This is a genomic window from Paenibacillus sp. GCM10012306 (genome assembly GCF_042649265.1).
Lineage (GTDB): Bacteria > Bacillota > Bacilli > Paenibacillales > Paenibacillaceae > Paenibacillus_AQ.
This window is the reverse complement of the sequence record NZ_JBHRYW010000011.1, coordinates 73,395-85,951: the sequence shown is the minus strand read 5'-3', so window position 1 is coordinate 85,951 and position 12,557 is coordinate 73,395. Positions and strand designations below refer to the sequence as shown.

General features: G+C 48.2%; 9 protein-coding genes and 1 riboswitch. Of the genes, 5 read left to right on the top strand and 4 right to left on the bottom strand.

Annotated features, from left to right (window positions below):
• Positions 1-135 precede the first annotated feature (135 nt).
• A complete protein-coding gene (locus ACFORK_RS21885; RefSeq protein ID WP_379202981.1) occupies positions 136-279 on the bottom strand; it encodes a hypothetical protein in 144 nt (47 codons plus the stop codon).
• Between the two features lie 255 nt (positions 280-534).
• On the opposite strand from ACFORK_RS21885, the gene ACFORK_RS21880 reads away from it, so the two are divergent.
• Positions 535-3,654: an EAL domain-containing protein gene (locus tag ACFORK_RS21880; protein ID WP_379202979.1), complete on the top strand. Its 3,120-nt coding sequence runs from the start codon at positions 535-537 to the stop codon at positions 3,652-3,654.
• A 97-nt stretch (positions 3,655-3,751) separates the two neighbouring features.
• On the opposite strand, the gene ACFORK_RS21875 is transcribed toward ACFORK_RS21880, so the two are convergent.
• Complete coding sequence (locus ACFORK_RS21875) at positions 3,752-4,846, bottom strand: GGDEF domain-containing protein (protein ID WP_379202977.1); 1,095 nt, start codon at positions 4,844-4,846, stop codon at positions 3,752-3,754.
• Positions 4,847-5,041: 195 nt separating this feature from the next.
• Positions 5,042-5,141, top strand: a riboswitch (purine riboswitch).
• 178 nt (positions 5,142-5,319) lie between these two features.
• Between ACFORK_RS21875 and ACFORK_RS21870 the strand changes: the two genes are divergently transcribed.
• A complete protein-coding gene (locus ACFORK_RS21870) occupies positions 5,320-6,756 on the top strand; it encodes an NAD(P)/FAD-dependent oxidoreductase (RefSeq protein WP_379202975.1) in 1,437 nt (478 codons plus the stop codon).
• Here the strand turns inward: ACFORK_RS21870 and ACFORK_RS21865 are convergent.
• Positions 6,691-7,023, bottom strand: a complete 333-nt coding sequence (locus ACFORK_RS21865; protein ID WP_379202973.1) for a hypothetical protein — start codon at positions 7,021-7,023, stop codon at positions 6,691-6,693. The genes ACFORK_RS21870 and ACFORK_RS21865 overlap by 66 nt on opposite strands.
• A gap of 98 nt (positions 7,024-7,121) precedes the next feature.
• The gene (locus tag ACFORK_RS21860; protein WP_379202971.1) at positions 7,122-7,721 is read right to left on the bottom strand and encodes a nucleotidyltransferase family protein; all 600 of its coding nucleotides are present in this window, start codon (positions 7,719-7,721) and stop codon (positions 7,122-7,124) included.
• Between the two features lie 697 nt (positions 7,722-8,418).
• On the opposite strand from ACFORK_RS21860, the gene ACFORK_RS21855 reads away from it, so the two are divergent.
• The 3 genes from ACFORK_RS21855 (at position 8,419) to ACFORK_RS21845 (ending at position 12,240) form a co-directional block, all read left to right on the top strand.
• Complete coding sequence (locus ACFORK_RS21855; protein WP_379202969.1) at positions 8,419-10,083, top strand: LytS/YhcK type 5TM receptor domain-containing protein; 1,665 nt, start codon at positions 8,419-8,421, stop codon at positions 10,081-10,083.
• Positions 10,080-10,811 (top strand): LytR/AlgR family response regulator transcription factor, encoded by a 732-nt coding sequence (locus ACFORK_RS21850; protein WP_379202967.1) that lies wholly within the window; start codon positions 10,080-10,082, stop codon positions 10,809-10,811. Before ACFORK_RS21855 ends, ACFORK_RS21850 begins: the two co-directional genes overlap by 4 nt.
• Before the next feature lie 124 nt (positions 10,812-10,935).
• Positions 10,936-12,240 carry an L-lactate MFS transporter gene (locus ACFORK_RS21845; RefSeq protein ID WP_379202965.1) on the top strand — a complete coding sequence of 435 codons (1,305 nt, stop codon included), beginning with the start codon at positions 10,936-10,938 and terminating at the stop codon, positions 12,238-12,240.
• Positions 12,241-12,557: the final 317 nt, after the last annotated feature.

Here is a 12,557-nt window from a genome sequence, read left to right as displayed (position 1 = left end):
ATAATGAACCCTTCGTTATTCCTCTGTTCACGCCTATATATTATAAAACACTACGCGATCCAGCCGCTGTTGGTTTCCAAGGTAACGCACAAAAAAAGCCGCATCCCCCAAAAAGGGAATGCGGCTGTCAGGTCGTTATCTGGATTGCAGACAGAGGATGTATTGCAGTCTGGATTTGATCTCCTTCTGCCATTTCAGATCGCCGACTTTTACGGCTAGGTTGAGGAGGTCCAGGTAATCGTCAACCTGAAGTGTCGTCCGGGAAGTGGCTGCGCTCATCGGTGTTCAGTCTCCTTTGTACTCAAATTATAGTGAGTTTGCATATTTTTTATTCAATAATGATAATCATTATCAACTATAATTGTTATTATCCACATTTTAGAGTCAAAAATCAATACAAAATTGAAGAACTTCTCTGTTACGTTGCACATTTTATGTTCACCCCACAGGGAACTGGCAGGAACCTTACCATTTTTTGTCGAATAAAGCTGGAGATAGGGCTGTTATTTGATTTTGGAAAAAGGAGAACTTACGATGAAGCGAAGTGCATTGCTGCTTCTATTTAGTATTCTGCTTATCTTCACGTTTCCTGCGGCCGCTGCTCATGCGCAGCGACAGGAGATTAAATACCAGGCCGAACTGAACTATCCCCCCTACAAATACATACAGAACGGCTACCTTACCGGCTTTGATGTTGATTTGATCAGCATGATTTTTGACAAGCAGGGGTACCTCGTTCATTACAGCACCGGTGATTGGGGAGATGTGTATGAACGGCTGATCGATGGCGAGATCGATACTGCCGGGCTGATGGTCGTTACCGATGAGCGTAAGCAGGAGGCCCTGTTCTCAGTGCCTGTATTCAAGAGTAAAATCTCCGTGTACGCCCGCCAATCCCTCAAAGAAGAAGTCACCCTGAACACATTGGGCCACTACAAGATCGCTGTAGGAAAGAACCAATACACCGAGGCTATACTGCGTGATAAAGCAAACATCAAACAATACATAACATATCCCACAATACCTGCTGCATTGGAGGCGCTAAAAAAAGGTGAAGTCGACCTGCTGTTCGAGAACCAGGGTGTTGTTGATTACCTGATTGTCGATCAAGGCCTGACCGGTACCATTGTCCACAAACTCAGCGATCTTTACCCGGTGAATGTGGCTATCGGGGTAAGCAAGTCCAAGCCTGATCTCGTCTATTATTTGAACAATCGTCTGGAACGGCTGCAGGAATCCGGGGCATTCGAGGAGCTGTACCAGAAATACTTTTTCACTCATTCCGATAGCTACAGAAATAAGGTATTCACTCAGGTGGTTGCCGGCGTGATTATTGCTCTTTGCCTGCTGGTAGTCGGTGCTTTTCTGCTGAAGATGTATATTAATCGCCTGCGCAGGGAGATCCATGCAGAGCAGCAATTCTTCGAGGATGTCATCGAGAATACAGGTATGATGATCTGGGCTGTGCATAGTGACAAAAGGATTGTGCGATTCAATCATTATGCCGAAAGGCTGACTGGGCTTAGCGAGCGGGAGATGCTGGGTACAAACCTTGAGGATCTGAGTGGTCTCGAGGGCAGTGTGGCAATGCTCAGAGATTTACTGCTGCAGGCAGTGAAGCTGGAGTACGTCAGCGATGTTGAGCTGAAGCTTCCAGAGGGCGAACCGGACGGTAAGTATTTTATCATTCGCACCACACTGATTAAGGGGCTGGATCGTCAGGCGGAGGATATCTTCGTGCTGGCTGGTCTCGATATTGATATACGCAAGCAGAATGAGCTTAAACTCCAGTTAAGCTATGAAGAGCTGGAATCTACATACGAAGAACTGGCGGCAACCGAAGTGGAATTGCAGGACCAGTTCGATAAATTACGTATCAGCGAGCGCCGGTTCCGCTTGGCCTCCGAAGGCTCCGGAGCTTACATGTGGGAACTTGACTGGGAGACTGGCTACTACAGGCTTTCGGACCGCTGGTACGAGGTGATGGGTTACACTGAGGAAGAGATCAATTCCTATGAAGGCGGTGTGCTCAGCATCATTCATCCTGATGAGCAGGCGTCGTCGAATAAAGCCCGACAGGAGCATTTGAGCGGACAAACCCCGATTTATGAGACAGAATATCGCATGCGGACCAAGGACGGGGACTACATCTGGTTTGAGGTCAGAGGGAAGGCGATTGTCGACCCACGGGACAAAATTCTGATGTTCCTCGGCTCACTGATTGATATTAGTAATCGTAAACAGGTGGAGCGCAAACTGAACAACAGCTATCAGGAGCTGGAAGCGACCTACGAGCAGCTCACAGCGACTCAGCAAGAGCTTATGGGCCAGTACGAGTTGTTGCTGGAAAATCAGAAGAATATGCACCGTCTGGCCTATATCGATTCCCTTAGCGATCTGCCCAACCGTGCCAGTTTGCTGGAGGCGATGGAGAGGTATTTCCGGAAGCCGGGAGGTTCGGCGGCGCTGTTGTTTGTGGATACCGATAATTTCAAATATATCAATGATACGCTCGGTCACAAGTTTGGGGATGTGCTGATTCGCAAGGCCAGCGAGCGATTGCAATCGCTGGTGGGTGAAGAGGGGATGCTCTCCCGGTTGGGCGGAGACGAGTTCGTGATTTTCCTCAAGGATATTCAGGACAAAGAGGCCGTTCTTGGATTGGGCGAAAAGATCATCGAGGCATTCAGAAGATCCTTCCTGATCGGAGAGAGCAAATTGTACGTTACGGTCAGCATCGGGATTTCTTTTTACCCAGAGGATGGGGATACCACGGAGGAAATGCTGAAGAATGCTGATGTGGCCATGTACCGTGCCAAGGAAGAGGGCAAGGGTAGATATAGCGTATACGATAAGTCGATGCATAAGGCCTTTAATGAACGGATGAACATTGAGAAACATCTGCGAAGTGCCGTGAAAAACAATGAGTTTGAGCTGCACTACCAGCCACAGGTAGATATTCGAACAGGCCTGATTTCTGGTTTTGAAGCCTTGATCCGCTGGAACAGTCCCGAGCTGGGCTTTGTTTCCCCGCTTGCTTTTATCAAGGTTGCGGAGGATTCCAGACTGATCACCAATATCGGGGAATGGGTGCTGCGCGAAGCCTGCCGTTTCATGAAGGATGTGCATGATCGGGTAGGGATTCCCTACAAAGTATCGGTAAATATCTCCGTGATTCAAATGCTGCAAGACGATTTCATTGATGTGGTGCTGAATGCGCTGGAGGAAACCGGGCTGCAGCCGGAATGCCTGGAGCTGGAAATTACGGAGTCTATCTTTATGGAATCCTTTGAGAGAATGGTTACCAAACTGGAGTATTTGAAATCCTGTGGGATTCGTATTGGGCTCGATGACTTCGGTACAGGCTATTCCTCGCTGAGTTATTTGCAGCAGCTGCCGATATCGACACTCAAAATCGACAAGGCATTTATAGATTCTTTGTCCGACAGTGCCTACAGCCAATCCTTTGTACAAATTATCGTTCAGTTGGGGCATAAGATGGGTCTGGAAGTGGTCGCAGAGGGTATAGAGAACGAGGAGCAACTGGTATTTCTTAAGGATTCCGGCTGTGACAAGGTGCAGGGCTATCTCATTAGCCGACCAGTTCCCGGACGTGGTGTAGGCAAGCTGCTGGAGGTCGAGCGCTACTTCTGAGAAATAGACGACAGTGTTCCTTATAGAGGCGTATAGGAAGTATAAACTCAAAAAACGAGCTGCTCCTTATTGGAGGGCTCGTTTTTTTTGAAAGTTTTTATAGAGCTACAATTCGGTTTTTTCCCGATTTCTTCGCTTCGTACAATGCATCATCGGCTTTCTGGAATACATAGCTCTTGGAGTCGGCACCTGCAAAATCATGCATGCCAATGCTCACGGTGATAACCTGACCCTCCATCTCCTCAATGGGGTGGCCAGCAATTTCCGCACGGATAGTCTCCATAATTTCATGTGAGCTTTCGAAAGACTTGGCATTCAAGATCACAACAAATTCCTCTCCACCGTAACGTGCGGCAAAATCATCGGGATAGATGTGTTTGAGGACAACGGATGCCACATGCTTCAGCACGATATCTCCGACCCAATGTCCGAACCTGTCATTGACCTGCTTGAAATTGTCGATGTCCAGAACCGCCAGTTGCATCGGGAACGGGTTGCTCTGCTGATGCTCAATCAGCCAGCCCAAATATTCGTGGAAGGTCTTATGGTTGTATAAGTCCGTCAAAGGATCAATCTTGGATAATCGGTCCATGATGATATTCTGTATCCGTAGATCCTGCTCTGACTTCTCTGAATTCTCCAGCGATTGAATCAAGTCTCGCCCGCGTCCGATGATTGCGAACCCGGCTAGTGAGGTTCCTGCAAATATGGTAATGATGATAATGTTCTCGGTGTACTCTATATAGCTATAATTCACACCTGTTCCGAATAATACTGCTGAGTAGATCAGGCAGATCACAGAAGATCCGATCAGATAGCAGCTCTTCAGATAGATCATGGATACAAGCAATGGCATCAGCAGAATGAACTGTTCCACGGCTACATCCGGTGAGATGTGCAGAATAATAATCATGGCATACACATGACTGGCCGCAATAATCGAGATCTCGGAAAAGGAGGGCTTCCAGCGATAGATTCCTTCTAGCAGCAGAAGCAGCATCAGAATCATGGAATCGGGAAGTACCATGCGGATATGAATATACTCGCTCTCCGAAATCAGCAGCCTGCCATTGCCCATGACCAGCAAAATGAGCAATTGACCGGCGAAATAGACCAGGAGAATGACCCAGAAAGCGTTCAGTAGCATGCGATTCCAATATTTTTCGCGAGGATTTTGTAGTAGGGACTGCATAAGATGTTCCTCTTTTCAAGTGGCAATATACTTATATATTCGACAAGGTCCTATCGTTTCCTTCTATAACTTGTCATAGGGATAATGTTCGGTTTTTGGTGTTAAAAATAAACCCAAACAGGAAAAAAATGTTTAATATTTAACTATATACGAACTATATATGATATTTAAACTTGACACATACGTATGTTTTCTATAGAATTCGTATTGAAAGTTCGTATATCCCCGAAGATAGGGTTTGGGGGTCTCTACAGGGAACCGTAAATTCCTGGCTACGAATAGGGTGCTTTGGCATACCTATAAGTAGCCGGGATTTTTTTGTTGTTGAATGTTCTAGTAAGCAAAGGTTGGACTGTACAGACGCCCGGTTCTCGTCATAGTTCTGTCAAACAAGCACACAAAGTGATCATATTGTGAGAATGCGTACCGTCCGCAGCAAGGACGGAGAAGCCTTATCTTCGTGGGAGGAACAAATGAGTAAATATGATGTAATTGTCGTTGGTGCCGGTCCGGCCGGAATATTCGCTTGCTATGAGCTAACACGCAAGGCCCCGCATTGGAAGGTGCTGCTCGTAGATAAAGGTCATGATATTTATCGCCGCAGTTGTCCAATTCTGGAGGAGAAAATCAAGCTCTGTCCGCCAGCCTCCGGTCGCAAGGAGTTTGCGGGCTGTCTGCCTGCTTGTTCCATAACCGCCGGTTTTGGGGGCGCGGGCGCATACAGTGACGGCAAGTTTAATATCACAACCGAGTTCGGTGGGTGGATGACGGATTATCTGGCACCTTCGAAGGTGCTCGAGCTAATCAACTATGTAGACGGGATTAACCTGGAGCATGGGGCCACCGATCTAATTACCGATCCTACAACGGACAGTATCCGGGATATCGAGCAGCGTGGTTATGCGGCTGGATTGAAGCTGTTGCGGGCGCAGGTTCGCCACCTCGGAACAGAGCAGAACCTCGAGATTCTGAAATCTATATATGAATATTTGAAAACACGTATCGATATGATGTATAAAGCAGAAGTACAGGACTTGATAACGGTCAAAGAGGATGGAACTCACCGGGTGACCGGCATTTCCATGAAGAACGGGGAGAGCTACGAGGCCGATCTGGTCATGATTGCACCGGGCCGTGACGGCTCGGCCTGGTTGACTGAGGTGCTGAAGAAGCGCCGTCTGAAGATGTACAACAATCAGGTGGACGTTGGCGTTCGAGTCGAGACTTCGGATGTCGTGATGCAGGAGATTAACGAGCATCTTTATGAAGGGAAGTTCATTTTCAATACTTCTGTGGGTACGCGTGTCCGTACCTTCTGCAGTAATCCATCCGGTCATGTGGTGGTGGAGAATCACAGCGGGGTCATGGCAGCGAATGGGCACTCCTATAAGGATCCGGCACTCGGGTCCAAAAATACGAATTTTGCCCTACTGGTCTCGCATAAGTTCACAGACCCGTTCGACAAACCGAACGAATATGCCCGGGAAATCTGTAAGAGAGCTAATGACTTGTCCAGCGGCGGCGTCATCGTCCAGAAATATGGTGATATCCTGCGTGGACGGCGCTCTACGGAGACACGGATCAGCGAAGGATTCCTGGAACCAACGCTGAAGGAAGCCGTGCCGGGTGATTTGGGACTGGTGTTGCCTTACAACACCATGAAGAGCCTAATCGAGATGGTAGAGGCGCTGGAGAAAGTCACGCCGGGAATTGCTTCCGAGCATACACTCTTCTATGGCGTGGAAGCGAAGTTCTACTCCGCCCGTCCGAAGCTTACGGAAGCGATGGAGACGGAGATATCCGGCCTCTACTGCGGCGGAGACGGTGCGGGCATTACCCGCGGTCTAGCGCAGGCCGGAGCGGCAGGCGTATGGATCGCTCGCGGAATGGTTGAGCGGGCGGGAATATAAAATACAGGGACCAGCTTCTGAGCGCGTATTCTGCTCATAGCCGGTCCCTTTTTGAATATCGTTATTGATGAGTGTCTTGCTCTCTCGCGGTGTAATGGTGGTGATGGTGATGATGATGGTGGTGATGATGAATGTGGTGAATACCCTGGGGGGAGCTGTAGATATGGAAATAAGGATGGGGTGAGGGATAGGGATAGGGATGTTGCGTATGTTCATGACCGTAATATTGTTGTTGGGGATCTCTTTGCTGAAAGCCTTGAACTCCATTGTTTTCTTGTCTCATTGAAGTTCTCCTTTCGTCTATTAATACTGCATTTTATGCCTATGCATAGATAGTGACACTTGACCTAGGTGAATTGGGCTACCTAAACAAGGGTAGGAAAATCATCAACAGCACTTGATGTATGCAGATGAAGTTGGCTCCAGGTCTGTTGCCAGTTTTTTCGCGCGATCCGCTCTACAAAGATTGGGTGGCGTTCCTTGTCTGCTGCAAAATTAGGCGTCGGTTTTAACACCATATTCACCGCATCATCGATCCCGTGTGGAGCTGTCAAGATGATTCGCTTCTCCTCGTCCAGACTAAGCCCAAGCGCAGTTGCGGTCTCAGTGAAGTTCGAAATAGCTTCTGTGGAGGATGAGAATGGTAACATGTTATTAATCAGATGCATGCGAGCTTCATTTTTAACCGACCAAGGGACTGAAGGATCTATGCTTCTTAGTTGCTCCTCCAGTCGTTTCTCCTCTGCTTCATCGAGATTAGAGGGGTCAAAATAGACAACATCAACATCCGGCAAAGGTGTTCTTTCCACGAAGCCATGGAGCGTGTCCCATATTTTTGAACGGACAAAGCCTGCGCACACCCACCAATCTGGTAGATGGAGTAGACTGGCTGTTTCCAGTACCCCCATCATCCACGGATCGTTTTGGACAAGTCGCAGAATATCTTCCTCATTGTTTATTTTCATAGTTATCGCCTCCGTTATTGTAAGCCTCCAGCAAATTTCCCCCAGCCAACCGCTCTAATGCCCCGCTAGCGTTGCCGTTAATACCGCGAACTAGCAATATGGAACAACGTGCGGCTGCAGAAGTCCACAAATACCATGAACCAGCAATATGGAACAATGTGCGGCTGCAGAAGTCCACAAATACCGCGAACTAACAATATGGAACAACGTGCGGGTGTAGAAGTCCACAAATACCGCGAACCAGCAATATGGAACAACGTGCGGCTGCAGAAGTCCACAAATACCACGAACCAGCAATATAGACCTCTTACGGACCCAGGTGACGTTATTGCTCCTGCATCAGCTTTTTTAGTACCTTACGGACTCAGAAGCAGCTATCTACACAGAATCTAACAAAAGAAAGACTAAAGTTTGTCAACAACGGCTCTGGAGTCCGTTAAATCCCCATAAAGTCCTCTTCGGAGGGAATAAGGTCACTGAGGTCCGTTGGTGGTATCGTCATGTATTCATTATAAATATGAATGAGGATGTTACCTAGTGGAAAAGAGGATGATTAGTTCTGAGTTTCGTTGTTCATCTGCCGATAGTCTGTCTAGCTACATAGAGAACTGAAGGATGTACAGATTCGGCCTACAATTGGACAGCGACGGGAACTATAACTATAATGACCGATATATTGTTCTTGGAGGCCGTGACAATGCAACACACGTTTTCTATTTTGATGCAATTGTTCGAAAGAGCCGCGCTACTGCTGATGTGTCTGTTCGTGCTGACCCGTCTGCCGCGGTTTAAAGAGATTTTTCAAAAAGGTGCGTACGCCCCTCAGGAGCTGGCGATTGTAACGGTGGTGTTCAGTCTGTTTGCCATTTTCGGCACCTACAGCGGCATTAACGTGGAAGGCTCGCTTGTGAATGTGCGGATCATTGCCATTATGGCCGGAGGGATACTGTTTGGTCCATGGGTAGGGCTGATCACCGGGGTGATCTCAGGCGTACACCGTTTTCTAATCGATATCGGCGGGGTAACCTCGGTCCCCTGTCTTATCACGAGCGTGATTGCGGGGGTAGTGTCTGGTGTGATTTACCGTCGCAGCTCTGTTGAACGGCGCTGGATCGCCGGCATTCTTGCCGGGATGGCCTGTGAGGCGCTAACGATGGTGCTTATTCTAGGAATGGCACATCCAACTTCGCTTGGGGTGGACATCGTGTCCAAGATTGCTTTTCCGATGATTATCGGCCAGGTCAGTGTAGGCCTGATCGTAATGCTGGTTCAGAGTGTGGAGGGAGAAAAGGAGCGGATCGCCGCCAAGCAATCCAAGCTTGCACTCGATATCGCCAACAAGACGCTGCCGTATTTTCGCAACATCAATCCCGAATCCTTGCATACCATCTGTCAGATCATCAAGGAGGATATTGGAGCGGACGCTGTAGCCATCACAGATACCAGGCTGATCCGCGCATACGTTGGTATAGGGGAAGAGCATTATGCCGAGACCAGCGAGATTATTAGCGATGAGACCAAGCAGACGCTGTCCAGCGGCGAGATTACGATCCGGAACAATGATACCGACCATACCAACCCCCTGATCAAATCGTTGATTATTATCCCGCTTAAGGAGAAGGGCGAGGTGACGGGGGCGCTCAAAATTTACTACACCAAAGCCCATAAGATTACGTATTCCCTTCAGGCTATGGCGGTGGGGCTGTCGCAGATGATTTCTACACTGATGGAAGTATCGCGGGTGGAGGGCATCAAGGAGATGGCGAACAAGGCGGAGCTGAAGGCATTACAGACAAGCATCAACCCCCACTTTCTGTTCAATGCGCTGAATGCGATCATTTCCTCGATTCGGATCAATCCAGATAAAGCACGGGAGCTGATTGTGAATCTGTCCGGGTATATGCGGTATAATCTGGAGCTGACGGATGAAATCATTGATATTAACAAGGAGCTGCAGCAGGTTCAGCAATATGTGGAGATTGAAAAAGCGCGCTTCGGCAGCCGTCTAACGGTGCTTTATGATATCGATGATGAGGTGGAGGTACGCATCCCCAGCCTCATTATTCAGCCGCTTGTGGAGAATGCCATTGTACACGGGATTTTGAAGGAAAAAGGGAAGGGTACCGTGACCATTTCGGTAAAAGATCAGGGTGATACGGTGCGAATCGGTATCCGCGACACTGGAGTTGGCATTTCTGAAGAGACGATCGAGAAAGTCTACAGCGGCGATATGCCGGAGAACAAGATCGGACTATACAATGTACACCAGCGGGTGAAGCTGATCTATGGGAACGGACTGACGATTCACCGACTGGACAAAGGAACGGACATCTATTTTGATGTCAAAAAGGAGAGCCGATGAGAGCGATAATTGTAGAGGATGAGGAGCTGGCCAGACAAGAGCTGGCCTTCTTGATTGAGGCCCACAGCGGAATCGAGATTGCTGCCCAATTTGAGGACGGGCTGGATGCGCTAAAATATTTGCAGAGCCAGGAGGCAGATGTGCTTTTTCTGGATATCAACATTCCTTCCATCGACGGGGTGCTGCTCGCACAGAATATCAGCAAGTTCTCGGTGAAACCCTATATTGTGTTCATCACTGCGTACAAAGAGCATGCCGCTGAGGCGTTCGAGATAGAGGCGTTCGATTATATTCTGAAGCCGTACAGCGAGGTGCGGATCAAAGCGATGCTGCACAAGCTAGAGACAGCCTATGCCGCTCGTGGTCGGCAGGACGAAGAGGGTGAACGTAATCCGCTCAGCGATAAGGTGAATTTATGGAAAAACGAGAAGATCATCGTGGTGGATGCGGACGATATTTATTACGCATCAGCACAGGAGAAGACCACCAGTGTGATGACCAAAAGCGAAGAGTATAGTATGGCGCTCAGCATCAGTGATTTTCATGCCCGGCTGCCGCAGGACAGATTTTTCCGATGCCACCGTTCCTACTTAGTTAATTTGTCGAAGATCAAGGAAATCATTCCTTGGTTCAACAATACGTATCTGCTGCGTCTGCGTGATCTGGAGTTTGAAGTGCCGGTTAGCCGCAGTCGGGTCAAGGAATTCAGGCAGATTATGCGATTGTAAGCGCATTTCATTCCTCATTTCAGTCATCTCATTCCGTATTTCCCTCAAGCGGTGTTGCTTTCGCTACAATGAAGAGGCAATAGAGACTCTTGCAGCGACCAACGAGAGAAAGAAGGAAATGGCTATGACTACAACTACGGATAGTAAAAGTGCCAAACGATGGCTTATTGTACTAGGTACCGTCATAATGCAAATGGGTCTGGGTACGATCTATACCTGGAGCTTGTTCAACGCACAACTGGTCTCCAAATTCGGATGGGAGCTAAGCTCCGTCGCAATAACTTTTTCCATTACCAGCTTCGCGCTGGCTTTCGCAACGCTGTTCGCGGGTAAGCTGCAGGACCGGTTCGGTCTCCGTAGACTAACTGGAACCGCAGGGATCGTGCTAGGACTGGGGCTAATGCTCAGTTCACAGGCCAGTTCTCTCCCGATGTTCTATCTACTGGCAGGATTGATTGTCGGCTATGCGGACGGAACGGCTTATATTACTTCGTTATCTAACCTGATCAAATGGTTTCCCAAAAATAAAGGCTTAATCTCCGGCGTATCTGTTGGTGCTTATGGGACAGGAAGCCTGGTATTCAAATATATTAATGGCAGTCTGATCGATTCGGTGGGTGTATCTAACGCATTCCTTTATTGGGGAATGATGGTGATGGTGATGGTCGTTATTGGTTCGCTTCTGGTTAGAGAAGCTGCGGCGCCAGTCGCTGTGCCAGTTGCTAAGCAGCCTTCATCTGGTGGGGCTCCTGCGAGAACGCGGACAGGTGCAACTGCAACCGCCTCCGGTATTTCCACCGCTGCCAAGGACTATACCGTTAAAGAAATGCTTCGCACCAAAGAAGCGTATCTGCTGTTCATCGTTTTTTTCACCGCTTGTATGAGCGGCCTGTACCTGATAGGCATTGTTAAGGATATCGGCGTGAAGCTGGCTGGACTTGATGTGCAGACGGCAGCCAATGCGGTGGCGATGATCGCGATTTTTAACACAAGCGGACGTCTGATCCTTGGGGCATTATCTGATAAAATGAGCCGCTTGAAGCTGGTGGGTGCATCACTCGTAGTAACCGCTGTGGCGATGCTGACGCTTAGCTTGGCTGATCTGAGCTTTGGTCTGTTCTTCGCCTGTGTGGCGGCAATTGCCTTCTGCTTCGGCGGTAACATTACGGTATTCCCGGCTATTGTCGGTGATTTCTTCGGTCTGAAGAATCACAGCAAGAACTATGGCATCGTCTATCAGGGCTTCGGTATCGGTGCTTTATCAGGATCATTTATTGCCGCTTTACTGGGTGGATTCAAGCCTACCTTTATCGTGATTGGTCTCTTGTGTCTGCTGGCTTCGATCATTGCGATCTCCCTGAAGCCGCCAGTGCAGAAAGAGAAAACAGAAAAGGGATTGAGTCTGAAACCTTACGGGGGGACAGCTTAACCATATATAGATTGTGATGTTGGCCTAAATAAAGAGACAGACAGAGCAAAAGGTAACACCTAAGTAGAGGATGGTTAGTTCATTATGTGGGCTAATCTCCTCTATTTTTGCTTTGCGTTCACTTGATCGCCTATGCTGCTACAGTTGCCATCCCGCCATGTTCCTTCAAGTAACGTTTCTTTTTCCAAAGTCGACTCAGCGTTTAAATAGCGGCATTTTTGTACCTTATATTGATGATTTTAGCGTGAAAAAGGGAATTAAGAGCATTATTGCACCTTATTTTCCTACATATCCCTAAAAAGTTGATATACCTGAAG

Coding starts and splice junctions, on each gene's coding strand:
- ACFORK_RS21855 (WP_379202969.1), top strand. CDS start 8,419: ATGCAACACACGTTTTCTATTTTGATGCAATTGTTCGAAAGAGCCGCG.
- ACFORK_RS21885 (WP_379202981.1), bottom strand. CDS start 279: ATGAGCGCAGCCACTTCCCGGACGACACTTCAGGTTGACGATTACCTG.
- ACFORK_RS21880 (WP_379202979.1), top strand. CDS start 535: ATGAAGCGAAGTGCATTGCTGCTTCTATTTAGTATTCTGCTTATCTTC.
- ACFORK_RS21845 (WP_379202965.1), top strand. CDS start 10,936: ATGACTACAACTACGGATAGTAAAAGTGCCAAACGATGGCTTATTGTA.
- ACFORK_RS21875 (WP_379202977.1), bottom strand. CDS start 4,846: ATGCAGTCCCTACTACAAAATCCTCGCGAAAAATATTGGAATCGCATG.
- ACFORK_RS21860 (WP_379202971.1), bottom strand. CDS start 7,721: ATGAAAATAAACAATGAGGAAGATATTCTGCGACTTGTCCAAAACGAT.
- ACFORK_RS21850 (WP_379202967.1), top strand. CDS start 10,080: ATGAGAGCGATAATTGTAGAGGATGAGGAGCTGGCCAGACAAGAGCTG.
- ACFORK_RS21865 (WP_379202973.1), bottom strand. CDS start 7,023: ATGGAGTTCAAGGCTTTCAGCAAAGAGATCCCCAACAACAATATTACG.
- ACFORK_RS21870 (WP_379202975.1), top strand. CDS start 5,320: ATGAGTAAATATGATGTAATTGTCGTTGGTGCCGGTCCGGCCGGAATA.